The following is a 24,934-nucleotide window of genomic DNA, read 5'->3' as shown; positions in this document are numbered from 1 at the left end:
CAACTCTTTAAGAGTTGCGCCAGGAGGAGCGGCGGTGGGGCGGGTTACTTGGTCCAGCGGATGATTTCGCCGGAGACCAGGTCGGGGCGTTCCAGGTGGGGGAAGTGGCCGGTGTCGTCGAGGAGGCGCCATTCGTAGTCGGCGAGGACGTAGCGGCCGGAGCCCTGGGCGGTGGCGGGCAGGGTGATCGGGTCGAGGGCGCCCTGGAGCTGCAGGGTGGGCGAGATGATCGGCTGGCGGACGGCGCGCAGGAAGCGGTAGCCGTGCAGGCGCAGCGTGGACCGGAACGCCCAGCGGTACGCCTCCATCGCGCAGAACGCTGCCTGCGGGATGCGCATCGCCTCGCGGCAGCGGCGCTCGTACTCCGCGTAGTCGGCGGTCTGCCGGAACGCCGGTGCCGTCCAGTCGCGCATCAGCCCGCCGGCCAGGGCGGCGTCGTCACGGGTCAGCACGTGCTCGTACCGGGGCAGCTGGAAGCGCAGCAGGTCGCGCCCGGCCCGGCGCTGCGCGGCGTTGGCGACCAGCGCCGAGCGCAGCCGGAGCGGGTGCGCCGCGCCGAGCACCACGAGCCGGTTCACCAGCCGGGGGTGCAGCGCCGCCGCGGACCAGCCGATCAGGCCGCCGGCACCCGCGCCCACGACGGTGGCGTTGCGCTCGCCGAGCGCGCGGATCAGGCCGACCACGTCCGCGGCGAGCGTGAAGCCGTCGTACCCCCGCGGTGGCTTGTCGCTCGCGCCGTAACCGCGCAGGTCCACCGCGACCGCCCGCAGGCCCGCGTCCGCGAGCAGCGGCAGCTGCCGGTGCCAGGCCCACCAGAACTCGGGGAAGCCGTGCAGGAGCACCACCAGCGGCCCGGTGCCCTGCTCCACGACGTGGAACCGGCTGCCGTTGGCGTTGACGAACCGGTGCGTCCACGGACCCTCGTCCAGGACACATGACTCGTCCACAGCCCGTTCATTCATGCCTTCGCCTCGCTGCGCTCGGCAAAGGCATGGCCGCTGAGCCCGCTGATTCGTTCGCTCCGCTCACTCATGAGTGCAGGCTAGCGTGTGCGCACCCGGACCTGTCTGCGCAGCAGGGCCGCGGCCAGCAGTGATGCGATCAAGGAGCCGAGCAGCACCGCGCCTTTGACCCTGGCCTGCTGCTCTCCGTAGTCGAAGGCCAGCTCCGCGATGAGCAGGCTGACCGTGAAGCCGCAGCCGGTGACGACCGCGACGGCGGTCAGGTCGCGCCAGTCGAGCGCCTCGGGCAGCTCGGCGAGCTTCGAGCGCACCGCCACGGCCGCGCCGGCCAGCACGCCGACCGTCTTGCCGACGACGAGGCCGATCAGCACGCCGAGCGAGGCGCGGTCGGTGAAGATCGCGCCGAGCGCTCCGGCGCTGATCGCGATGCCGGCGGAGAAGAAGGCGAACAGCGGCACGCAGATCCCGGCGGAGATCGGCTGAAGCCGGTGTTCCAGCGCCTGGGCGGGCGATTCGTGCTCCCCGGGATCGGGCTTGACCCGGGTGAGCAGGCCGACGGCGACGCCCGCGATGGTGGCGTGCACCCCCGAGGCGTGCACCAGCGCCCAGGCGGCCAGCGCCAGCGGCACGTACAGCCACCAGCCGCGGAACCGGAACTGCTGGAGCAGGGCGTACACCACCAGCACCGCGGCCGCGCCGAGCAGCGGCAGGAAGGCCACGTGCGCGGTGAAGACCAGGGCGATCAGCAGGATGGCCCCGAGGTCGTCGACGATCGCCAGGGACAGCAGGAAGACCCGCAGGCTGGGTGGCAGGTCCCGGGCGCAGATGGCGAGCACGGCCAGCGCGAAGGCGATGTCGGTGGCGATCGGCACGGCCCAGGCGTCGGCCCCGCCGGGCGCGCCGAACGCGATGAGGAAGCAGAGCAGCGCGGGCACGACCATGCCGCCGATCGCGCCGGCGATGGGCAGCGCGGCCTGCCGGAAGTTGCGCAGCTCGCCGACGACGAGCTCGCGTTTGAGTTCCAGCCCGGCGACCACGAAGAAGACGGTGAGCAGGCCGTCCTGGGCCCATTGCGCGACCGACAGGTTCAGGTGCAGCGACTGCGGCCCGAAGGTGTAGGCGCTGAGCCGCTGGTAGGCGTCGGCCAGCGGCGAGTTCGCGATGATCAGGGCCAGCGCGGTGGCCCCGAGCAGCACCAGGCCGCCGATCTGCTCGGTGCGCAGGAAACGCACCACCTCGGCGGCGGCGCTGCGGGCGGCCTGGGCACGACGGCGCTGCATCCGCTTCACGCGCGGGCTGGACTTCGGCCGTGTCCGGCTGTCTCCCATGATCCGGATACTACGGTTCCCACCAGGTACGCACCGGAAGGTTGGCCGCGAAGGAGCCGCCGGTGCACCGGGACCGGCGGCTTTCACGCTGGCGCGCCGGGCGGCGGGTGCGGCAGAGTGGCCGGGCATGAACACCCCCTTGACCGTGGTCGACGTCAGCGGCACCCCCGAGGAGATGGGCACGGCGTACGGCCGGGCCGCCGCCGAACTGATCAACCTGAACGTGTCGGCCTACCTCGACCGGTTCTCCCGGGCCGCCGGGCTGGACCTGGCAGCGGTGACCGCGCAGGGCGCGGCGTTCCGCGCGACGACGCTGGGCCACTTCCCCCGCCTCGCGGCGATGCTCGACGGGGTCGCCCGGGGCGCGGCCGTCGCCGCCGAGCTGATCTACGCGATCAACGCCCGCTCCGAGCTGCTCTACGGCGCGCCGGCCTGCGGCTCACCCGGAGCGTCCGGGACCGCAGGCGGTGACCGGGGGGAGTGCACCAGCCTGGGCGTGCTCGGGCCGCGCAGTGCAGGCGGGCGCACCCTGCTCGCGCAGAACTGGGACTGGCACCCGGGACACCGGGACGTCAATCTCCTGCTGATCACCCGGGACGAGCGCGGTCACGAGGTGATCACCCTGACCGAGGCGGGCATGCTCGCCAAGACGGGGCTCAACTCGGCCGGGGTCGGGGTGTGTGTCAACCTGCTCGGCTGCGACCGGGACGGCCGGCCCGGCGGGGTGCCGTACCACGTGCTGCTGCGGTCGGTGCTGGAGGCGGACTCCCTGTCGTGGGCGATCCGCAACGCGATGCGGGCACCGCGGTCGGCCTCCATCAACCTGCTGATCGGCCAGGCGTATCCAGGCGGCGGCGAGCTGATCGACCTGGAGTTGGCACCGGGCGATGCGGGATGGCTGCACCCGGTGGACGGGGTGCTGGCGCACGCCAACCACTTCGAGACGGTCCTGCCGGTGTACGACACGATCAAGGACTGGGGCGGTTCGTCGCTGTTCCGCTCGGCGCGGGCCCGCCGGCTGCTGGAAGCGGTGCCGAACCCGCTGACTCCGGCCGATCTGCGGGCGGTGCTGCAGGACCACCACAGCCATCCGGTGGCCATCTGTCGCCATGCCGACGAGCGGGATGCCGAGGACGATCGCTCGGAGACGATCTGGACCGTTTTCATGGATTTGGATGACCGGTTCATCCGTCTTGTTCCCGGACCGCCCTGTACGGGCGGAGAGGGCATCACTTACTCCCTCTGATGTGGACGGCGGAATATCCCGTGGCGCAGGGTGATGACATCGACTTGCACATATGCAAGGCTGCTTTCACATATTGACGAACCCGGGCCCCCTGGCTCACCCCTGCCCGGCGCTGCCTGGATTCGTCTCCGCCAAGGGAGGGAGGACCCTTTGCGAATCCACAGAATCGGCAGCGCGGTCGGGATCGCGGCAGCGCTGGTGGCCGGCAGCCTCGCGGCAGCACCCGCGAACGGCGCACCGCAGCCGGCCGCCCGTGTCACCGAGCCGGCCGCTGTCAGCCGGGCGGACAACCTGCCCAACCCGCTGAACAAGCAGCGGCAGGAGACCCTGAAGCAGGCCATCGCCGACGTGGTGTCGGGCAAGGCCAAGCCGGTGCAGCGCAACGGCTCCGAGGTCGTGCAGGTCGGCAAGGGCAAGTGGGCCGAGCTGAAGAAGAAGGCCGACAAGGTCGATCCGATCCTCACCATCCTGGTGGAGTTTGGCGACCAGGTCGGGCCGGACGGCACGGCCGGCACGCCCGGCCCGCTGCGCAACATGATCCCGCAGCCCGACCGGGCCAACGACAACTCCACGTACTGGGCGCCGGACTTCAATCGGGCCCACTTCGAGAAGATGATCAATGGTCCCGGCGAGTCGATGGCCGACTTCTACTACAAGCAGTCCGGCGGCAAGTACTCGGTCAAGGGCGACGTCACCGACTGGGTGAAGGTGCCCTACAACGAGGCCCGGTACGGCTACAACTGGGGCGACGTGCCGAACCCCAACGGCTACGACGACACCGACACGGCCTGGCCGTTCATCGAGGACACCCTCACCGCCTGGTACGACTCGCAGCGTGCGGCCGGCAAGTCGAGCGCCGACATCGCCGCCTACCTGTCCAAGTTCGACGTCTGGGACCGGTACGACCACGACGAGGACGGCAACTTCAACGAGCCGGACGGCTACATCGACCACTTCCAGGCGATCCACGCCGGGGAGGGCGAAGAGGCCGGGGGCGGCGCGCAGGGGCCCGACGCCATCTGGTCGCACCGCTGGTACGTGAACCAGACCGAGGAGGGCGCCACCGGCCCGGCGAACAACAAGCTGGGCGGCGCCCCGATCGGCGACACGGGCTTCTGGGTCGGCGACTACACCACCGAGCCGGAGAACGGCGGCCTCGGCGTCTTCGTCCACGAGTACGGCCACGACCTGGGCCTGCCGGACCTGTACGACACGAACGGCGGCGACAACGGCACCGGCTTCTGGACCGTCATGTCGGGCGGCTCCTGGCTCAACAAGGGTCTGGACAGCATCGGCACCTCGCCGGGCTACATGGGCCCGTGGGAGAAGCTGTTCCTCGGCTGGCTGGACTACAAGGTCGTCGAGGACGGCAAGACCAAGCTGGTCTCGCTCGGTTCGGCGGCGACCCCGGAGGGCCTGCCGCAGGCGGTCCTCGTGCCGCTGCCCGACCAGACGGCGACCACGCAGTGGAACACCCCGTTCGGCGGCAGCTGGGAGTGGTGGACCGGCAGTGGTGACGACCTGCGCAACACGCTGCGCCGCAAGCTCGACCTGACCGGGGCGACCACGGCCGCGCTGACGGCGAAGGCGGAGTACGACATCGAGCAGGGCTACGACTGGCTCTACGGCGAGATCAGCGCCGACAACGGCGCGAGCTGGCAGAAGATCAAGTCTCCCGGCCTCGGCGGCACCAGCGCGTGGACCGACCTGAGCTACGACCTCACGCCGTGGCTCGGCAAGGTGGTCGACTTCCGGTTCCGTTACCAGACCGACGGCGGCGTCGCCGGCAAGGGCGCCTTCCTGGACGACATCAAGCTGGTCACCGACGGCCCGAACGGGTTCGTCGACGATGTCGAGGCCGGCGAGGGCGCGTGGACGGCGAAGGGCTTCCTGCGCATCAACGGCAGCCACACCGCCGTCTACCCGCGCTACTACCTGGCCGAATACCGCACGTACACCGGTTACGACAAGAACCTCAAGACCGGTCCCTACCAGTTCGGCTGGGCCAACACGAAGCCCGACTGGGTCGAGCGGTTCCCGTTCCAGGACGGCCTGCTGGTCTGGTACGTGAACTACCGCTACGGCAACAACAACACCTCGGGCACGGACCGAGCGGGCACCGGCCTGGTGCTCCCGGTCGACGCCCGTCCCACGCCGGTCTCGTGGCCGGGCGTGACCTGCGGCGGCGGCGGCAACCCGGACGGCCTGTGCAAGCTGACCAACCGCCGGCAGCCGTGGGATGCCGTGTTCGGCCTGCAGAAGACCGACGCGGTGACGTTCCACCGCAACGGCGTGCCGGTGACGGTGCCGGCGAGCAACGGCATCCCGACGTTCGACGACTCCGACCCGAACCGCTACTGGTCGGCGTCGAACCCGTGGGGCTCGGTCAAGGTGGCCGGCAACGGTGTCAAGATCTCGGTCTGGCTGGAGCTCACCGGTCCCGCACCGGTGATGCTGCTCCAGGTCAAGAACTGACCCATCGCGTATAGCCGAAGGGGCCCATCCGTTGGGGTGGGCCCCTTTTCTGTGCGCGTGTCGTTACCGATTGTTTATCGAACCGGACAGTCGCCTCACCCGCACCCTCCTATTGTATGGAAATAATTCAATTCCACGGGGAGGAAACACGTGAAACGACTGCGAAGTCGTGGGCTGCTCGCTGCCCTCACACTGGTCGTCGCGGCGGTCGGCACCGCCGTTTTCCCGGCACAGGCGGCGCACGCCGTGCCACCCGCCGATCACACGGTCTACTGGAACCAGGTGCTGCTGCGCGCCTACCGCACGGTCGGCGGCGCACCCGGCCCGCTGGCCCGCGCGGGAGCGATGATGCACGCGGCCATGTGGGACGCCGCCAACTCGGCGAGCTGCCGCCTGGGGCTGACCGCCAACCCGGTGCTGGACACCTGCCTCGGCAAGAAGTACCTCATCAACGTCACCACGGTGAAGTACGCCGGGGCGAGCGCGCCCGTTTTGAGCACCGCGATCGACTACGCGGCGGTGAACGTGCTGCGCAACCTGTACCCGTCGCTGAACTTCGACGCCGACCTGGCGACCGCGCAGGAGGGTGTCGGCACGAGCAACAACCAGAAGGAGGCCGTGTACATCGGCCAGCAGGCCGCCTTGGCGATGAAGAACGCGCGGACCGGCGACGGCTCCACGGACACCACGCCGTACACCGAGGGCACCGTGCCGGGCGCGTGGCGCAACACCGGGTCCGGCTCGGCCGCGACGCCGAACTGGGGCGCGATCACGCCGTTCAGCCTGACCTCCGGGTCGCAGTTCCGGCCGCAGCTGCCGCTCGGCTACGCGAGCTACTCGACGCTGCTGGCCAGCGCCGGATACGCGGCGCAGGTCAACGAGATCAAGAGCTTCGGCTCGGCGACGTCCACGACCCGCACCGCGGACCAGACGCAGCTCGCCTGGTTCTGGGCCAACGACCTCGACGGCACCTACAAGCCGCCGGGCCAGCTGTTCGCGCACACCGCGATCCTGGCGCAGCAGCGCGGGCTCGGCCAGACCGAGACGGTGCGGCTGTTCGCGCTGGTCGCGATCGCGATGGCCGACGCGGGCGTGGCGTCCTGGGACGCGAAGTACCGTACGGCGATCGACCTGTGGCGGCCGGAGTCGGCGGTGCGCCTGGCCGACACCGACGGTAACGCCGCGACCGTGGCGGACCCGGCGTGGCAGCCGCTTTCCGCGACCGCGAGCGGGGCGCACTTCAGCCCGCCGTTCCCGGCGTACATCTCCGGTCACGCGACGTTTGCCGGGGCCTGGGCGGGTGTCATGCAGGCCTACCTCGGCACCGACGCGGTCACCTGGACGGCGACCACGGAGGACCCGCACGCGGTGGGCGTGGTCCGCACGTTCACCAGCATCTCGGCGGCCGCCACGGAGAACGCGCTCAGCCGGATCTACCTGGGCGTGCACTACCGGTTCGACGCCGACTTCGGGCTGGCGACCGGGGACAGCGTGGCCGACCACGTGTTCGCGCACGAGCTCACCCAGTGGCAGGAGCACGGCCTGTACTCCGACATGTCCGCCTGCCACGGCGCTGGCGCCGCGCTGGTGTCGGCGGGCGCCTACGAGGAGTACATGTGCTTGGAGGCCGCCAATGAGACGGCGTTGCTGAACGTGCGCTGACGGCCGACGCAGAAGGGGCCACCGGCGTGATGCCGGTGGCCCCTTTTTGTTCAGTGTTGCCGGATCAGCCGTTCGCCGCCGTGACCTGCACGTAGGCGTAGGCGTTGTCGTGCGTCGCCCACAGCAGCGTCAGCTTGACGCCGTTGGCCACCGCCGCGTCACCGGGGTTGCCGGTGCCGAGGATGGTGAACCCGAGGTCGGTGCCGTAGACGTCGGTCGCGGGCGTGCCGTCGGGGTTGACGATCCGGGTGGTGTACGGCGCGTTGCCCGCCGACGGGATGACGACGGAAGCGTCGGCGTCCCGGTAGAACAGGCTGCCGTCACGCAGCTCGAGGCCCGGCACCCAGCCCTTGGCGTCGGTGAAGGAAGCGACACCCTTCTGCGCCTTGAACTTGGTGCAGTACTCGACGAACGGCTCCGCCGCGACCTCCAGGCACTCCTTGAAGGGGTACGTCGCGTGCAGCGTGAACGCCGCGTTCGACGACTGCGGCCGGCCCTGCAGGTTCTTCAGGGTCGACGTGTCCTTCGTGGCCGCCACGCCGGACCGGCGGAACGGGTCGTAGTGCGAGTCCACCAGCAGCAGGCCGCCCTTGGCGCCGACGCTCGGCAGCGCCGTCAGGTTGGCCGTCACGTGGTTGGTGCTGCCGAAGGTGGTGTCCCGGTACCACAGCAGCATGCCGGGCGCGTTGTACTTGATCTTCTCGACCTTCCACGCGCCGTCGCGCTGGTAGGTGCTGTCGTAGGCGTACTGCAGGCCCTTGTCGAACCCGTCGAAGTTACGCCACTCGGCCAGGTAGTAGTGGGCCTTCACCGAGGTGCCGGTGTCGATCCGCCAGGTGCCGCCGGTCGTGTCGGTCCACGTGCCGCCGGTCGCGGTCCAGCCGTTCGCACCGCTCTCGACGTCGTCGCTCCAGGTGGTGCTGCCGCCGCCGGTGACCGAGAAGTCATCGGAGAACCAGCCGCGCTCCTGGAAGGCCGCGTCGGTCGCCTGGCGCAGGCGGACCTGCACCGTGGTGCCCGCGTACGCCGACAGGTCGACGTAGTCGTGACGCCAGCCGTGGCTGTCGCCGGTCAGGCCGTAGCGGTTCTGGAACGTGTGCATGTTGCCGTTGGGGTCGGCGTAACCGTCGTCCGTGGACACCAGGTTGCCGGCCTCATCGTAGATCTTGAGGTCGGTCCAGGTGGCGCCGCCGTCGGTCGAGACCTCGACGAAGCCGTAGTCCCAGTCCTCTTCGATGACGTAGTTGTTCCACATCCAGAACTTCGCGTCGGCCGCATTGGGCACGTCCACCGAACGCGAGATCTTGATGTCGGCCCAGTCCTGCTCAGCACCCGCGTACCACATGTTGGCACCGCTGTGGGCGGTGGCCAGCGTGATGGTCTTCGGCGGCAGGTCGATCTTGATGCCGTCCTGGGTGCCGACAGGCGTGCGCGAGGTCTGGCCCAGCTTCACGTTCTGCGTACCCGCTCCGGGGCTGATGACCTGCGGGTCGGCCCAGCCGAGCACCCACTTGTCCCAGATGCCCATGTGGGTCGGCATCGACTGGAAAATCGGTCCCGAGTGCGAACCCGAGGACATGAGGTCCCAGAAGTCGATGCCGGACTCGCCGGCGCCGGAGGTGTCGTACAGGTCCGGCAGACCGAGGTCGTGGCCGTACTCGTGGGCGAACACGCCCACGCCCGAGTCCTCGGGCTGCACGATGTAGTTGGAGATCTTCAGGTTGGTACCCGGGATCGAGTAACCGCCGGCCACGGCCGAGGAGTGCGCCCAGATGGCGTAGGTGCCCTGGGCACCGCCGCCGCCGGACTTGTCCTCACCCGCGTGCACCAGCACCAGGTGGTCGATGACGCCGTCCGGCTCGTAGAAGTTGCCGTCGCCGTCCCGGTCGCCCTGGTCCTCGATGTCGTAGTCAGCCCAGGGGAAGTTCGGCTGAGCGGCGGCGAGGGCGGTGACCGCGTCCATCGCCATCTGCTGCGGGCCGAGCGGGTTGTCCGGGTGACCGTTCATCGACTGGATCGCCGGCATCTGCCAGGCGCCGTTCTCGTCCTGGTAGCAGGTCGTCGCGGCGTACCAGCCCTCGGAGTGGGGCAGGGTGATCCACGGGGTGGCCTGGCCCTCGACGGTGTAGGCGCCCTTCGACATCTCCAGGTACATGTTGCGCATGGTCAGACCGGTGAGGTCGATGCCCTTTTTGCCGTCCGGGCCCTTGAGGTCCGTACGCACGCGCTCGGTGATGCCCTTCGAGGTGTAGAGCATCTTGTTGTAGTGGTCCTGGTTGAAATCCTTGACCCACATCGAGTTGTTGTCCAGGTGGGACATCGTCGCGGGGTTCGGGATGCCGTTGTGCAGCGGACCGTTCTGGACGGTGCCCGGAACGCAGGTCCGGTCAGCATCCGTCGACGACGTCACCATCTCGCCGGTGAAGTCGTCGTTGGCGTTCGGGTTGTACTCGACCAGCATCGTCAGCAGCTTGGCGACCTGGGTGGTCGGCGCCTGCTTGATCTTGCGAGGGCTCTTGCGCTCCTTGATGGACTTCGCTTCGAGCTTCGCCAGCTGGTGCGCGGTGAGCGGGTTGCCGGCCGCGTGCTTCTTGTCGAAGGCACGGGTCTTGTCTTCCTTGGCACCGTAGACGCCGCCCGCGCCCTTGGTCTCCTTGCCCGTGGTGTCCGGCTGGATCGCGGGCTCGGCGTAGTTGATGTAGAACTCGCTCGGGCTGATCACGGCCGTCGGACCCGCGGCGGCGGTGGCCGCTGTGGGTGCGGTCAGCCCGACAGCTGCCAGTGCCAGCGCTGGAACGGCAGCTAGTAGCCGCCGTTTCCGTTGCGCATGGATGGCGTGCTTCATGGTCACTCCATTCCTCGGGGTGTCCGCCCAGGCAGGGGGTGCCGGGGCGGTAACAGGTGGAGACGAGAGGCGTGAAAGCCTGCCCTCCCACGCCATGCGCGGCTTCACGTGGCGGATGGAGTTCTGCGACTCACGTGAAGCAAGCACTTCACAATCGCAAATGAATGCACTACGACGCATGGTCCGGACATCGGATCGCTTCGGATCAAACGGTTGATGTTTGTTGTCCCATTACGACATGCGGACATCAGCCGAACGGTGGATGCGGTTGTAGGGTGCCCGCGACCCGAATGTCATCGACCGTATGTCAGCCGTTGGCTGACCTGCCATGGAAGCCGAAGAGGGCGACCCGCCGGATGCGGGTCGCCCTCTTCGTCGATGGTGCGAAGGTGCGGTGTGCGGTCAGCCGTTCGCGGGCGTGACGTGCACGGTGGCGTACGAGTTGTCCTTCGCGGCGCGCACGATCGTGATCGTCACGCCGTAGGACACGCCCTGGTCGCCCGGGTTACCGGTGCCCAGCACGGTGAACCCGAGGTCGACGCCGTAGACGCCGGTCGCGGGAGTGCCGTCGGGGTTGACGATCCGGGTGGTGTAGGGCACGTTGCCCGCCGACGGGATGACGACGGAGGCGTCGACGTCCCGGTGGAACAGGCTGCTGCCACGCAGTTCGAGGCCCGGCACCCAGCCCTTGGCGTCGGTGAACGTCGCCACGCCGGGCTGCGCCCCGAAGGACGTGCAGTACTCGCTGAACGGCTCGCCGCTCGCCTCCAGGCACTCCTGGAACGGGTACGTCGCGTGCAGCGTGAACGCCGCGTTGGACGACTGCGGCCGACCCTGCAGGTTCTTCAGCGTGGACGGGTCCTTCGTGGCCGCGACGCCGCTGCGGCGGAACGGGTCGAAGTGCGAGTCCACGATGAGCAGGCCGCCCTTGGCGCCGGTGCTCGGCATCGCGGTCACGGCAGCCGTCACCGCGTTGCTGCTGCCGAACGTGGTGTCGCGGTACCACACCAGCATGCCGGGTGCGTTGTACTTGACCTTCTCGACCTTCCACGCGCCTTCGCGCAGGTAGGTGCTGTCGTAGGCGTACTGCAGGCCCTTGTCGAACCCGTCGTAGTTGCGCCACTCGGCCAGGTAGTAGTGCGCCTTCACGGAGGTGCCGGTGTCGATCCGCCAGCCGGGGCCGGTGGTGTCGACCCAGGTGCCGCCGGTCGCGGTCCAGCCCGCGGCGCCGTTCTCGACGTCGTCACTCCAGGTGGTGCTGCCGCCGCCGGTGACCGAGAAGTCGTCGGAGAACCAGCCGCGCTCCTGTGCGGCGGCGTCGGTGGCCTGGCGCAGGCGGACCTGCACCGTGGTGCCCGCGTACGCCGACAGGTCGACGTAGTCGTGACGCCAGCCGTGGCTGTCGCCGGTCAGGCCATAGCGGTTCTGGAACGTCGCCATGTTGCCGTTCGGGTCCGAGTAGCCGTCGTCGGTGGACACCAGGTTGCCGGCCTCGTCGTAGATCTTGAGGTCGGTCCAGGTGTTGCCGCCGTCGGTCGAGACCTCGACGAAGCCGAAGTCCCAGTCCTCCTCGATGACGTAGTTGTTCCACATCCAGAACTTCGCGTCGGCCGCGGCGGGAACCGCCACCTCACGCGCGATCTTGATGTCGGCCCAGTCCTGGTCGGTGCCCGCGTACCACATGTTGGCGCCGCTGTGGGCGGTCGCCAGCGTGATGGTCTTCGGCGGCAGGTCGATCTTGATGCCGTCCTTGGTGCCCTTCGGCGTGCGCGAGGTCTGGCCCAGCTGCACGTCGCGGTCCGTGGCGCCGGGCGCGAGGACCAGCGGGTCGGCCCAGCCGAGCACCCACTTGTCCCACAGGCCCATGTGCGTCGGCATCGCCTGGAAGATCGGGCCCGAGTGCGAACCCGAGGACATCAGGTCCCAGAAGTCGATGTCCGACTCACCCGCGCCGGAGGTGTCGTACAGGTCCGGCAGACCGAGGTCGTGGCCGTACTCGTGAGCGAAGACGCCCACGCCCGAGTCCTCGGGCTGCACGATGTAGTTCGACACCTTCAGGTTCGTGCCGGGGATGGTGTAGCCGCCCGCGACCGCGGACGAGTGCGCCCAGATGGCGTACGCGCCCTGTGCGCCGCCGCCGCCGGACTTGTCCTCACCCGCGTGCACCATGACCAGGTGGTCGATGACGCCGTCCGGCTCGTAGAAGTTGCCGTCGCCGTCCCGGTCGCCCTGGTCCTCGATGTCGTAGTCGGCCCACGGGAAGTTCGGCTGGGCCGCGGCGAGCGCGTCCACCGCGTCCATGGCCATCTTCTGCGCGCCCAGCGGGTTGTCCGGGTGGCCGTTCATCGACTGGATGGCCGGCATCTGCCAGGCGCCGTTCTCGTCCTGGAAGCAGCGCGTGGCGCCGTACCAGGCCTCCGAGTGGGGCAGCGTGATCCAGGGGGTCGCCTCGCCCTCGACGGTGTAGGCGCCCTTCGACATCTCCAGGTACATGTTGCGCATGGTCAGCCCGGACAGGTCGATGCCCGGCTTGCCGTCCGGACCGGTGAGGTCGGGGCGGACGCGCTCGGTGATGCCCGTCGAGGTGTAGAGCATCTTGTTGTAGTGGTCCTGGTTGAAGTCCGCCACCCACATGGAGTTGTTGTCCGGGTGGGACAGCGTCGCCGGGTTGGGGATGGTGTTGTTCGTCGGACCGTTCTGGATGTTGCCGAGGCCGCAGGAGCGGTCGGCGTCGGTCGTGTTGGTCACCATGACGTTGGAGAAGTCGTCGTTGGCGGTGGTGCTGTACTCGACCAGCATCGTCAGCAGCCGGGCGACCTGGGTGGTCGGCGCCTGCTTGAGATTGCGCGGGTTCTTGCCGGTCTTGATGGACTTCGCCTCGAGCTTGGCGAGCTGGTGAGCGGTGAGCGGGTTGCCGTTGGCGTGCTTGCGGTCGAAGGCGCGCGTCTTGTCGGCCGCGCTGCCGTAGATGCCGTTGGCGCCCTTGGTCTCCTTGCCCGTGGTGTCCGGCTGAACAGCGGGCTCGGCGTAGTTGATGTAGAACTCGCTGGGGCTGATCACGGCCGGTGCGGCAACGGCATTCGCCGTTCCCGGGCCGTACAGCCCGACAGCGGCCAGTGCCAGCGCGGGGACCGCGGCGAATAGCCGACGTCTCCTTCGCGCATGGATGGCGTGCTTCATGGTCACTCCATTCCTCGGGGGTCTCCGCCGCGGGCGTAGAGCGCCGTAGCGGTAGCAGGTGGAGACGAGAGGCATGGGAGCCTGCCCTCCCACGCCGACGCGGCTTCACGCGGCTGGTGGAGGTTGCGGCTCACGTGAAGCAAGCACTTCACAATCGCAAATGAAGGCACTGCCAGGCATGGCCCGGACATCGGAGGCCACCGTGGCAGCCGACGGCGGCGGTGTGACACGGATGCGTCACGTGTCGATGCCGACCATCAGCCGATCGGTGGATCCAGCAGATCCTTCGCCGTGCCTGTGCGGCATACGTTGCTCGACAGCCGGAAGGGGTGACCCGCGAGAGCGGGCCACCCCTTCCGGCCGGTGTCAGCGTCCGCCTGCCGTCAGCCGCACTTCATGCAGCCCGGCGGAACGGGACCGCCTGTCTCCACTCTCAGGTTGGTGACGGCCGGCACGTCGACCCGTGGCGAGTCGGTCGGCAGCGGGCCGCCGATCACCGGCAACACGCCGGCCTCGGCCGGGACCCAGTCCACGGAGACGCAGGCCATGCGAGTGGTCTCGTTCGCGATCACACAGACGGCCTGGACATCGGGGTAGATCCGGATGAAGTTCGCGTAGTCCATCGCGAGCGAGTTGCTGTAGGCGTACGGGAAAGCCTCACCGCTGCCGTAGCCGTTGCCGTACATGGCCAGCGCGTAGGCGTAAGGCGTGTCGGCCGGCCGGCAGGTGGTGATGGCACCGTGGAGTTCCGCCCAGTGGACGTCCACGCCCTCGGTGGTCGTGTGAGCCTGCGCGTAGGTGATGGAGGCGGTGCTGGCGGTGGCATCGGAGCAGCTCAGCCACTTGTAGTAGGTGACCTTGTACGGTGGCGGGCCGCTGCCGGCGGCGGCGGGCGTCGTCCCGGCGACGGCCGTGGCCAGCGCCACCAGGGTCAGGGCGATGGTGCGGAGGCTACTTCTCACTGGTGTTACTCCCCGTTGGTTTCTTGCGCTTCTGTCTGCCCAGCCGGTGCCTGCGACGCTGCTTCGGCGCCGAGCCGCAGGCCCAACTGGAATCTGTTCGTCACCGCGTACCTGTCCATGAGGCCGGACAGGGTGTAGGCGATGGTGCGGACGCTGATGTCGAGGTTCGACGCGATGGCGACGTCGGTGTAGCCCATCGCGAGCATCACCACGACGGTGTTCTCGCGGGGGGTGAGGCCCACCGGCGGTGTCCAGAAGCGGGCCGGTTCCGTGGCGCGGGCCCACTGCTGGAAGAAGAGGGAGACGAGGTCGGCGACCACGTCCGGTGCGGTGATCTCCCACATGCCACGTGCCCTGTTCCCGGGATCGATCCGGACGAAGGCGGTGGCGCGGTCGACGATCAGCAGCTTGCCCGGCACCTCCGACAGTTCCCGGTACTCCAGGCCGTGGCCGCGCATCTCCTCGTCGTGCCAGTCCGATTCGTCCTCGGCCGAGGCGGGCACACCGAGACAGCGCATCACGACGCCGCGCGCCATGGACTGGCGCTCCATCGGTGCCGCCGCCCTGACCTGGGCAGTGCTGAAGGCCGGCTCCGGATTGATGCCCAGATTCTCGTGGCGCTCCGTCGCGGAGACCTCCGCGAGCCGTTCCATGGTCTGCTCCACGCCCTCCAGCGGGCGGGCGCCGCCGGCCAGGATGCGTGCCGGATCGGGCACGAGGCTCGGGTACGACGCCCGGACCAGGCGATGGTGCAGCCGCTCCCGGGCGAGCGCGGCGCGATGGTGCCGGTCGCGAAGCAGCGACAGCACCTGCGCGGGAGGGCGGCTGGACCACAGGCGGTCGTCGCCGGCCCGGCCGCCCGACAGCGGACCGTCCGGCACGGCCGCGTTCAGCTCGGCCAGTTCGTCGAGAGCCGCCCGCACCTGCCGCGGCCGCATCTCCAGGGAGCGGCTGATGCTGTCCACCGGCCAGGGGCCGTAAGCGATGAGGGTGCGGTACACGAGATCCGCGTGCGGCGAGACGCCCCACTTCATCAGTGAGGGCACAACGTGCGTATCGAGCATGCCGGCCTCCCCGCGAGCCCCCGTGCCTGCACGATCCGTTCCCGACCGTACATGAGCAAGGTAGACAGTCGGCACAACCTCTACCAGGGCCGACCAGCCGATTGCAGATTCATGCAACGGCGACTATTGATCTTGGGGATCGGGCCGTCCGGCTCTAGATTCAGTGGCACGACCTCCGCTATCGGCGGAGACGGGTTGCCACGAGGCCCGGCACGTCGGCGGTGGGGGCACCGCGCGACGGATCGGTCTCCGCGGCGCGGGCACGTGCGTGCGCACCGGGCGGTTCACCGCTCGGCGGGTACGGGGGACCACGTACCGGCGACGGCGAAAGGGGCGGCCATCGGCCCGCTGCCGGTGGCCGCCCCTTCGAGGTTCCCGGCGCGGCGGGATGCCCGCTCACTCGTCCTCCGGTTCAGCCGGGCCGTCGGGGTCGTCAGCCTGCGCCGATTCCGCACCGAGCCGCAGCCCCAACTGGAACCGGTTCGTCACCCCGTACCTGTCCATGAGTGCGGACAGCGTGTAGGCGATGGTGCGCACGCTGAGGTCGAGCTGCGCTGCGATCGTGGCGTCGGTGTGGCCGGCAGCCAGCAACGCCACGATGCTGCGTTCGCGGGGAGTGAGGGGCATGGCTGGCGTCCAATCGCGCTGCCGGCGGGCGCCTCCCGGCCGGACATGAGCAACTTAGACAGGCCTTCGACCGCAGACCAGGGTTGCGCATGCCGTTGCAGGTTTGCGCAATCCTCGCCGGTGTCATTCGCTGCGGGCCTGCGCCGATGCGTCGGCGGGTGGTGCCTGCGATGCCGCTTCGGCGCCCAGCCGCACGCCGAGCTGGAAGCGGTTGGTGACGTCGTACCTGTCCATGAGCCCGGACACGGTGTAGGCGATGGTGCGCACGCTGAGGTCCAGCCTGCTGGCGACCGCGGTGTCGGTGAGGCCCTTGGCCAGCAGCATCACGATGATGCGCTCGCGAGGACTGAGGCCCGGCGGCGGCGTCCAACTACGGCCCGGCTCCACGGCCTGCGCCCAGTGGTGCAGGAAAAGCGCCCTCAGTTCGGCGACGAGACCCGGCTCGGTGACCTCCCACGCGCCGCGGGTGCTTTCGGTGGGCTCGGGCGGAACGTAGACCGTCTTGCGGTCGATGATGTTGAACTTGCCGGGCAGCTCGGGCAGCTCGCGATACTCCTGCCCGTAACTGATCATCTCGTCGTCGAACCACTCCGACTCGTCCTCCGCCGAGGCCGGCACACCCAGGCACAGTACGGCCACCCCGCGCGACATCATTCGACGGCTGACAGGTGCGGCCTGCTTGACCGTGGCGTTGTCGATGGCGGGATCCGGGATCATAGCGAGGTTCTCGTGCTGGATGGCTTCTCCCAGCTCCGCGTATCTGAGCCGGGACACGGCCCGGTTGGGGAACCGGTGGACGCCCTCGCCTGTGAAGCGGGCGACGTCGGCCATGATGCTGGGCAGCGAGACCCGGATGAGGCGGGCATTCATCCGGTGCCTGGCCAGCATCGTGTCACGCTCTCGGTTCCGCAACCGGGCCAGCACGTACGCGGGCTCGCGGACGGCCCATACCCGCAGATCGGCGTCGTCGGTGGGCTGGGAGACGGCCGCGCCCAGGGCGACCAGCTCATCGAGCGCAACTCGCACCTGCCGGGCCTTCATCTCCAGCGATCGGCCGAGGTGGTCCGCGGACCAGGGGCCGAAGGCGATGAGGGTGCGGTAGACGAGGTCCGCCTGCGGCGAGACACCCCACTTCATCAGTGACGGCACGAACGGCGCGTGGAGCATGGCGGCCTCCCCCGGTAGCCAGGCCGATGGCGGTGGTCCGTTCGGCCAATAGCAACTTAGACAGCCGGAGCACTCCGCGACAGTGTCGGATCGTGACGAAAAGGGGCGGCTACCGGTGGACACCGGTGGCCGCCCCTTGCTCAGGGAGGGTCAGTCCTCGTCGGACTTGCTCGACTGCATGCCCGCGGAGATCAGGTTCATCACCGCGGAGTCCTGCAGCGTGGTGACGTCGCCGAGCGAGCGGTTCTCCGCCACGTCGCGCAGGAGTCGCCGCATGATCTTTCCGGACCGGGTCTTCGGCAGCTCGGTCACCAGCATGATCTGGCGCGGCTTGCAGATCGGGCCCAGCGTCTTGGCGACGTGGTCACGCAGCTCCGGCACGCCGACCTCGGCCCCGCCCTTGAGGATGACGAAGGCGACGATGGCCTGGCCGGTGGTCGGGTCGGTCGCGCCGACGACCGCCGCCTCCGCCACCGCCGGGTGGGCGACCAGCGCCGATTCCACCTCGGTGGTGGAGATGTTGTGGCCGGACACCAGCATCACGTCGTCGACCCGGCCGAGCAGCCAGATCGCCCCGTCCTCGTCGCGCTTGGCGCCGTCGCCGGCGAAGTAGAAGCCCTGCTCGGCGAAGCGCGACCAGTACGTCTCGACGAAGCGCTTGTCGTCGCCCCAGATGGTACGCAGCATCGACGGCCACGGGCCGGTCAGCGCCAGGTAACCGCCGCCGCCGTTGCCCACGATCGAGCCGTCGTCGGCGACGACCTCGGCCTTGATGCCCGGCAGCGGGCCCATCGCCGAACCCGGCTTGCAGTCGGTCACGCCCGGCAGCGGCGAGATCATGATGGCCCCGGTCTCGGTCTGCCACCAGGTGTCCACGATCGGGCACCGGTTGCCGCCGATGTGCTCGCGATACCACATCCACGCCTCGGGGTTGATCGGCTCGCCGACCGAGCCGAGCAGCCGCAGCGAGCTGAGGTCGAACTGCGCCGGGATGTCGTCGCCCCACTTGGCGAACGTGCGGATCGCGGTGGGCGCGGTGTAGAGGATCGTGACGCGGTACTTCTCCACGAGCTCCCAGAACCGGCCGCGGTGCGGGGTGTCCGGGGTGCCCTCGTACATGACCTGGGTGGCGCCGTTGGAGAGCGGGCCGTACACGATGTAGCTGTGCCCGGTGACCCAGCCGATGTCGGCGGTGCACCAGTAGACGTCGGTCTCCGGCTTCAGGTCGAACACCGCGTGGTGGGTGTACGAGGCCTGCGTCAGGTAACCGCCGGTGGTGTGCAGGATGCCCTTCGGCTTCGCCGTCGTGCCGGAGGTGTACAGGATGAACAGCGGGTGCTCGGCGTCGAACGGCTGCGCCTCGTGCTCGGGGCTGGCGTTGCCGACGGCGTCGTGCCACCACACGTCGCGGCTGTCGTCCCAGGCGACGTCCTGCCCGGTGCGGCGCACCACGAGGACCTTCTCGACGGTCGGGCACTCGGCCACGGACTCGTCGACGGTCGGCTTGAGCGCGCTCGGCGCGCCGCGGCGGTAGCCGCCGTCGGCGGTGATGACGACCTTGGCGCTGGCGTCCTGGATACGGCCGCCGAGCGCGTCCTTGCTGAAGCCGCCGAACACCACCGAGTGCGTCGCGCCGATGCGGGCGCAGGCCAGCATCGCGACGGCCGCCTCGGGGATCATCGGCAGGTAGATCGCGACCCGGTCGCCCGCGTTCACCCCGAGCTCGGTCAGCGCGTTGGCCGCGCGGCACACCTCGGCGTGCAGGTCGGCGTACGTGATGGTGCGGGTGTCGCCCGGCTCGCCCTCCCAGTGGATGGCGACCCGGTCGCCCAGCCCGTTGGCCAGGTGCCGGTCCAGGCAGTTGTACGCGATGTTGAGCTGACCGCCGACGAACCACTTCGCGAACGGCGGGTTGGACCAGTCCAGTACCTCGTCCCACGGCCGGGCCCAGTCGAGCCGCTTGGCCTGGGTCTCCCAGAACGCCAGCCGGTCGGCGTCGGCCTGCGCGTAAGCCTCGGCGGTGACGTTCGCGTGCGCGGCGATCTCCGCCGGCGGGGGGAACCGGCGCGACTCGTGCAGCAGGTTTTCGAGGGTCTCGCTCACTACAGCGCCTCCCTAGGGGTGATGGTCATGCCATGTGACCTGGGTCTCCGGGTGATGTTACGGCCCGATGACCGACCTTTACAGTAAGGGTCCCTAACTATTTTGCCCGGCTGCTCTCCGCCGGGCTTCGTTACGCTCTGGCTGTGACTATGGATCCGCTGGCACCGCTGTTGAAACTGGCCGACGTCGAATCTGCGGTGAATGGCGCACGCGCTGCGGTGGACGGTGCCTACAAGCACCGCGCGTTGCGGCGGCAGGGTGGCGCGGTCGCCGCCGAGATCAGCCTGCGCTGCGCGGTGGCCAGCGCCGCGCTGGAAGGCCACCGGTACGAGCTGAGCGACGTGCGCGGCGGCACCGTGCTGGACGCGGTGCTGCAAGGGGCGCTGCGTGTCGCCGAGGCGCTGCCCACCCTGCACCAGCACTGGCATGGCGCGCCGCGGCAGGTGCTCGCGAAACTGCACCTGCTGGCCGGGACCGGGGTGCTGCCCGACGCCACGCTGGGCAAGCCGACCGCGGACAGCGCCGCCCGGCTGGACACCCTGCTGGAGATCGTTTCCGCCCAGGCGGGCAGTCCGCTGGTCCGCGCGGCCGTCGTGCACGGCGAGCTGCTGGCGATCGAGCCCTTCCCCGGCGTGAACGGGATCGTGGCCCGGGCCGCGGCCCGGCTCACCCTGGTCGGCAGCGGCTTCGACCCGCGCGGCCTGGTCGCCGTGGAACTGGCCCACCTCGCCCGCGAACCCGAGTACATCGGCGCCGCCGGGGCCTTCGCCACCGGCACCCCCGACGGCCTGCGCTCCTGGCTGCGCCACTACGCCACCGCGGTAGAGCAGGGATGCACGGAGATCGCCGTAGTCGGCGACGCGGTCCTGTCCGCCGTGGGCTGACAGTATGGATGGCGCCGCACTGTTCGCGGCGCCATCGCGTACTTCCTGCCGGGTTACCAGGCGTGCACCTCTTAGCAACCGCCCTCAGTGGACCCGAAGATCACACCGGGACTTTGCCTTCACGACGGCTAGATCGCGCGTGGGTGCCCGGAGGCCGTACCCGAAAGCCGGCTCCTGCCAGCTACTTCCAGCTGCAGAATGCTTCCGTAACCACTTTTCTACGCCCGTTCGGCGGTGATGGCCAGGCTTCGCGCCCAATGTGTGACTGATGGGGCTGTTGTGGCAGCCAAATCACCCGTCAGAGGGCAGAAGCCGCGGCACGGGCGCGTTTGCGGCGGCCGTACCACGCGATGCCGATGGCGACGCCGACTCCGATGCCGAGCGCGGCCGCGACCGGGACGGCCGGGCGGTTGCGCAGGCGGCGGCCCAGCGGGACCGGGTGCCGGAACTCCAGCACCGGCCAGCGCCGCTCGTTGGCCTCGCGGCGCAGCGCCTTGTCCGGGTTGACCGCGCTGGGGTGGCCGACGGCGGCGAGCAGCGGGATGTCGGAGATGGAGTCCGAGTAGGCGTAGCACTCGCCGAGGTCGTATCCGCGCTCGGCGGCGAGCTTGCGCACCGCCTCGACCTTGGCCCCGCCCGCGGCGTAGAACTCGATCTCGCCGGTGTACTGGCCTTCGGCGACCTTCATCCGGGTGGCGATGACGTCGTTGACGCCGAGCTGCGCGCCGATGGGCTGCACCATCTCCTCGCCGGAGGCCGACACCAGCACGATGTCGCGGCCGGCCGCCTGGTGCTCCTCGATCAGGGTCGCCGCCTCGGCGTAGATGTACGGGTCGATCAGCTCGTGCAGCGTCTCGTTGACGATCTGGCGGACCTGGTCCACTCGCCAGCCCTTGACCAGCTCCGCCATGTAGTCGCGGGTGCGCACCATGGCCTGGTCGTCGGCGCCGCCACGCTTGAACATGAACTGGGCGAACGCCGTCTTAACGACGTCACGCTTAGTGATCAGGCCGTCACGATAGAACGGTCTGCCGAATGCCAGCGCGCTCGAAGTCGCGATGACGGTCTTGTCCAGGTCGAAAAACGCGGCGCTGCGGCCCACGGTCGGAAAGTGTAGCCGGGTGCTCGCGGCGGTGGTGTCCGCCCGTCCGTCGGATAGCGGCAGTCGCTCGTATGAGGGGACGCAGGTATGCGCGCAATCGCTGGTTACTGAGCGGCGAATCAGTGATTGCGCAGCGTAGGATCTTGGGTTCATCTACGGCGTGTCGGCGCGTGTCGGCCCCGACCCCTCTCGACGGCGCGCCGTCAAGTCAGGCATGCTTTCGCAACAGCCCTCAGCGGGTGCCACCCCCCCGCAGCCGCTGAGCGGGCTCCGGCTCACCATCCCCCCTGAGAGCCGGACCCCAGGACGACCCCCGTCTCCCCGGACGGGGGTCGTCGTCATCTGCGCCCCGGCGGTCACGGGCTGCCGGTTCACGTGCGCGCATAACAGATCGACACGATGATCGGCGCACTGTCCACAAGCGCCCGTCCGTCCACAGGCGGCCGATCCGGTCGCTGGTCCGGCGCCGCCCCGCCCGAGCACAGTGCCGGGCATGACCCGTCCGTTCGCCCCGCCCGCGCCCCCGCGCACCCTGCTGGTGACCGCCGACGCCGACCTGCTCGACGACCTGCTGCGGCTGGGCTCCGCCGCGGGCGCCGAGGTCGAGGTCGCCCACGACCTGTCCGCGGCGCGCCTGCGCTACGGGCCCGCCCCGCTGGTGCTGATCGGCGGCGACATGGTGCCCGGCTGCCTGCGCGCCCGGCTGCCGCGCCGCGCCGGGGTCGTCGTGGTCTGCCGCGACAGCACCGACTCCCGGCCGTGGGACTACGCCCAGCCGCTCGGGGCCGAACACGTCGCGCTGCTGCCCGCAGCCGAGTCGTGGCTCGTCGAACGGCTCGCCGGAATCGGCCGCGCCCCGGCCGCCGGCACCGGACGGGTGCTGGCCGTGCTCGGCGGGCGCGGCGGAGCCGGAGCCAGCGCGCTGGCCGCCGGACTGGCCGTCACCGCGTGCCGCACCCGGCTGCGCACCCTGCTCGTCGACGCGAACCCGCTCGGCGGCGGCGCCGACCTGCTGCTGGGCTGGGAGGAACTGCGCGGGCTGCGCTGGCCCCAGCTCGCCAGGGCCAGCGGCCCCGTCGACCCGGCCGCGTTCGTCGACGCCCTGCCGAGCCGCGGCGACCTCGTGGTGCTCTCCTGCGCCCGCGACATCCCCGACGAGGACACCCCGATCTCCCCGGCGCTGCCGCCCGACGCCATGGCCGCCGCACTCGACGCCGGCCGGCGCGGCCGCGACCTGATCGTCGTCGACCTGCCCCGCCGCCTCGACGACGCCGCGGCCGTCGTGCTCCAGGCCGCCGACCGGGTGCTGCTCGTCGTGCCCGCCGAGCTGCGTGCCGCCGCGGCGGCGGCCCGGGTGGTCGACGTCGTGTCGGCGTACCGGCGCGAGATGTCCGTGGTCGTCCGCGGCCCGGCACCCGGCCGGCTGGGCCCTGACGACCTGGCCCGGGCGCTCGGCCTGCCGCTGGCCGGGATGCTGCCACCGGAGCCGCGCCTGGCCGCCGCGCTCGAACGCGGCCACGCCCCGGGCAGCGCGCCCCGCGGCCCCCTGGCCACCCTGTGCGGCCGCCTGATCCGCGAGGTCATGGCATGAACGGGCGCAGTGAGGAGAGGTCATGAGCGAGTTGGTCGGGGCCGGGCCGTTGGGTCCGCTGCTGGCTGCGCCCGAAGTGACCGACGTGCTGGTCAACGGGGTGCAGGTGTGGACGGATCGGGGATCCGGGCTGGTCCGTGAACCGTTCACCATGCCGTCGGTCGACGCCGTGCGGCGGCTCGCACAGCGGCTCGCGGCGGCGTGCGGGCGGCGGCTCGACGACGGGCAGCCGTACGTCGACGCGCGGCTGGCCGACGGGACACGCCTGCACGCGGTGCTGCCGCCGGTGGCGACCGCCGGGCCGTACCTGTCATTGCGCACGTTCCGGCAGCGGCCGATGGCGTTGGCGGACCTCGTCCCGCCGGACACGGCCCGGCTGCTGTCGGCGATCGTCGCGGCCCGGCTGACCTTCCTGATCTCCGGCGGCACCGGATCGGGCAAGACCACGCTGCTCGGGGCGATGCTCGCCGCGGTGCCCGGCCGGGAACGCATCGTGTTGGTGGAGGACTCGGCCGAGCTGCGTCCCGCGCACCCGCACGTGGTCACCCTGCAGGCCCGCACCTCCAACGTGGAGGGTGCGGGCGTGGTCGGCCTGGCCGAGCTGGTGCGCCAGGCCCTGCGGATGCGGCCGGACCGGCTGGTGGTCGGCGAGTGCCGTGGTGCCGAGGTGGTGGATCTGCTGGCCGCGCTCAACACCGGCCACGAGGGTAGCGCCGGGACGTTGCACGCCAACGCCCCCGCGGACGTGCCCGCGCGGCTGGAGGCGCTCGGGCTGCTCGGTGGCCTGCCCCGCCCCGCGCTGCACGCTCAGGTCGCCGCGGCCATCCGGGTGCTGCTGCACTTACGGCGTACGCCGTCGGGCCGGGTGCTCGACGAGGTCTGCCTGCTCACCGCGGACGGCCCGGAACGGCTGGTGGTGGCCCGGCCGGTCTGGCGGCGCGACGGCGGCGTGCTGCCCGCGGCCGCCGAACTCGGCGCACTGCTGCGCGCTCGTGACGTCGCCCCGCCGCCCTGGCCGGCGCAGCGGTGAGCGCCATGAACACGGCCACCGGGCCCGACCGGACGGACACGGTCTCCGGGCCCGGCCGGACGGTGTCGACCTGGCGGAGTGCCGTCGCGGTCCGGCTGCGTGATCTCACCGGCCCTGTTCTCGCGTCCGGCGCGCGGCGTCGCCTCGCGCGGGCGACGGCGCGACCTCCGCGCGACGGCTCCGGCACGTCGGCTGGTGCGGGCCTCGGCAGGCAGGCCGTCCACGCGGGCTGGAACGGTGGGCGAGCGGGCATGACCCTGTCGCGCCGCCCTGCGTGGGCAGTCGCGACGGCGGCGGGTGTGGGTTCGTGGCTGCTGCTCGACTCGCCGGTGGGTGGGCTGATCGCGGCCGGGTACACCCTGCTCGCGCTGCGGATGTGGCGCGAGCAGCGGTCCGCCGGGCGCGACGCGGGGCAGCGGCGGCGGGCACTCGACCTGCTCTCCGCATCCGCGGCGGAACTGCGGGCCGGCGGCGCGGGCACGGTGCTGCTGCTGCCCGACGACGAGCTGGACCGAGCCGTGCACGCGGCGCAGCGACTCGCCGCGAGCACCGGTGCACCCCTGGCCGACCTGCTGGAACGGCTGGAGGCGCAGTGCCGCGCCGCCGACCGGGCCGACGATGCCGCCCACGCCCAGGCGGCCGGCGCGCAACTGACCGCGGTGCTGCTCGCCGCGCTGCCGATCGGCGGCATCGGGCTCGGTCACCT

15 protein-coding genes and 2 pseudogenes are annotated in these 24,934 nt (G+C 70.4%); 7 read left to right on the top strand and 10 right to left on the bottom strand.

The genetic code is table 11. The features are described from left to right. Window positions 1-44: 44 nt before the first annotated feature. Window positions 45-962 carry an alpha/beta fold hydrolase gene (locus tag ACFQO7_RS13515; protein WP_376806678.1) on the bottom strand — a complete coding sequence of 306 codons (918 nt, stop codon included), beginning with the start codon at window positions 960-962 and terminating at the stop codon, window positions 45-47. Window positions 963-1,042: 80 nt separating this feature from the next. Beyond that, a complete protein-coding gene (gene nhaA / locus ACFQO7_RS13510; protein WP_376806677.1) occupies window positions 1,043-2,290 on the bottom strand; it encodes a Na+/H+ antiporter NhaA in 1,248 nt (415 codons plus the stop codon). 127 nt (window positions 2,291-2,417) lie between these two features. On the opposite strand from nhaA, the gene ACFQO7_RS13505 reads away from it, so the two are divergent. From ACFQO7_RS13505 to ACFQO7_RS13495, 3 genes are all read left to right on the top strand, one after another. Next, a complete protein-coding gene (locus ACFQO7_RS13505; protein WP_376806676.1) occupies window positions 2,418-3,536 on the top strand; it encodes a C45 family autoproteolytic acyltransferase/hydolase in 1,119 nt (372 codons plus the stop codon). A 150-nt stretch (window positions 3,537-3,686) separates the two neighbouring features. Further along, entirely contained in the window at window positions 3,687-6,011 is a 2,325-nt protein-coding gene (locus ACFQO7_RS13500; RefSeq protein ID WP_376806675.1) for an immune inhibitor A domain-containing protein, read from the top strand. Between the two features lie 150 nt (window positions 6,012-6,161). Next, on the top strand, window positions 6,162-7,673 hold the full coding sequence (locus ACFQO7_RS13495; RefSeq protein WP_376806674.1) for a vanadium-dependent haloperoxidase: 1,512 nt from the start codon (window positions 6,162-6,164) through the stop codon (window positions 7,671-7,673). 64 nt (window positions 7,674-7,737) lie between these two features. On the opposite strand, the gene ACFQO7_RS13490 is transcribed toward ACFQO7_RS13495, so the two are convergent. The 7 genes from ACFQO7_RS13490 to acs all read right to left on the bottom strand — a co-directional run bounded on the left by ACFQO7_RS13490 (window position 7,738) and on the right by acs (window position 19,621). After that, on the bottom strand, window positions 7,738-10,395 hold the full coding sequence (locus tag ACFQO7_RS13490) for an immune inhibitor A domain-containing protein (RefSeq protein WP_376806673.1): 2,658 nt from the start codon (window positions 10,393-10,395) through the stop codon (window positions 7,738-7,740). Window positions 10,396-10,920: 525 nt separating this feature from the next. Further along, on the bottom strand, window positions 10,921-13,698 hold the full coding sequence (locus ACFQO7_RS13485; protein WP_376806672.1) for an immune inhibitor A domain-containing protein: 2,778 nt from the start codon (window positions 13,696-13,698) through the stop codon (window positions 10,921-10,923). A gap of 383 nt (window positions 13,699-14,081) precedes the next feature. After that, window positions 14,082-14,660, bottom strand: coding sequence for a hypothetical protein (locus ACFQO7_RS13480; RefSeq protein ID WP_376806671.1), 579 nt, complete (start codon window positions 14,658-14,660; stop codon window positions 14,082-14,084). A 5-nt stretch (window positions 14,661-14,665) separates the two neighbouring features. Next, entirely contained in the window at window positions 14,666-15,799 is a 1,134-nt protein-coding gene (locus ACFQO7_RS13475) for a LuxR C-terminal-related transcriptional regulator (RefSeq protein WP_376806670.1), read from the bottom strand. Window positions 15,800-16,120: 321 nt separating this feature from the next. Continuing rightward, window positions 16,121-16,351, bottom strand: coding sequence for a helix-turn-helix domain-containing protein (locus ACFQO7_RS13470; protein WP_360535624.1), 231 nt, complete (start codon window positions 16,349-16,351; stop codon window positions 16,121-16,123). Window positions 16,352-16,474: 123 nt separating this feature from the next. After that, window positions 16,475-17,518, bottom strand: a complete 1,044-nt coding sequence (locus ACFQO7_RS13465; RefSeq protein WP_376806669.1) for a LuxR C-terminal-related transcriptional regulator — start codon at window positions 17,516-17,518, stop codon at window positions 16,475-16,477. A 150-nt stretch (window positions 17,519-17,668) separates the two neighbouring features. Next, a complete protein-coding gene (gene acs, locus ACFQO7_RS13460; RefSeq protein ID WP_376806668.1) occupies window positions 17,669-19,621 on the bottom strand; it encodes an acetate--CoA ligase in 1,953 nt (650 codons plus the stop codon). A 143-nt stretch (window positions 19,622-19,764) separates the two neighbouring features. Between acs and ACFQO7_RS13455 the strand changes: the two genes are divergently transcribed. Continuing rightward, window positions 19,765-20,505, top strand: a complete 741-nt coding sequence (locus tag ACFQO7_RS13455; protein WP_376806667.1) for a Fic family protein — start codon at window positions 19,765-19,767, stop codon at window positions 20,503-20,505. 298 nt (window positions 20,506-20,803) lie between these two features. On the opposite strand, the gene ACFQO7_RS13450 is transcribed toward ACFQO7_RS13455, so the two are convergent. Next, window positions 20,804-21,607, bottom strand: coding sequence for an HAD family hydrolase (locus ACFQO7_RS13450; RefSeq protein ID WP_376806666.1), 804 nt, complete (start codon window positions 21,605-21,607; stop codon window positions 20,804-20,806). Between the two features lie 538 nt (window positions 21,608-22,145). Here ACFQO7_RS13450 and ssd point away from each other — a divergent pair. The 3 genes and pseudogenes from ssd to ACFQO7_RS13435 all read left to right on the top strand — a co-directional run. Next, complete coding sequence (ssd, locus tag ACFQO7_RS13445; RefSeq protein WP_376806737.1) at window positions 22,146-23,198, top strand: septum site-determining protein Ssd; 1,053 nt, start codon at window positions 22,146-22,148, stop codon at window positions 23,196-23,198. A gap of 19 nt (window positions 23,199-23,217) precedes the next feature. Next, a pseudogene (locus tag ACFQO7_RS13440) lies at window positions 23,218-24,228 on the top strand (TadA family conjugal transfer-associated ATPase); the annotation flags it as partial. A 5-nt stretch (window positions 24,229-24,233) separates the two neighbouring features. Beyond that, window positions 24,234-24,934 (top strand): annotated as a pseudogene (locus ACFQO7_RS13435) (hypothetical protein); the annotation flags it as partial.

The organism is Catellatospora aurea (assembly GCF_042663325.1).
GTDB classification, from domain to species: Bacteria; Actinomycetota; Actinomycetes; order Mycobacteriales; family Micromonosporaceae; genus Catellatospora; species Catellatospora aurea.
This window is presented reverse-complemented; position numbering and strand designations above follow the sequence as displayed.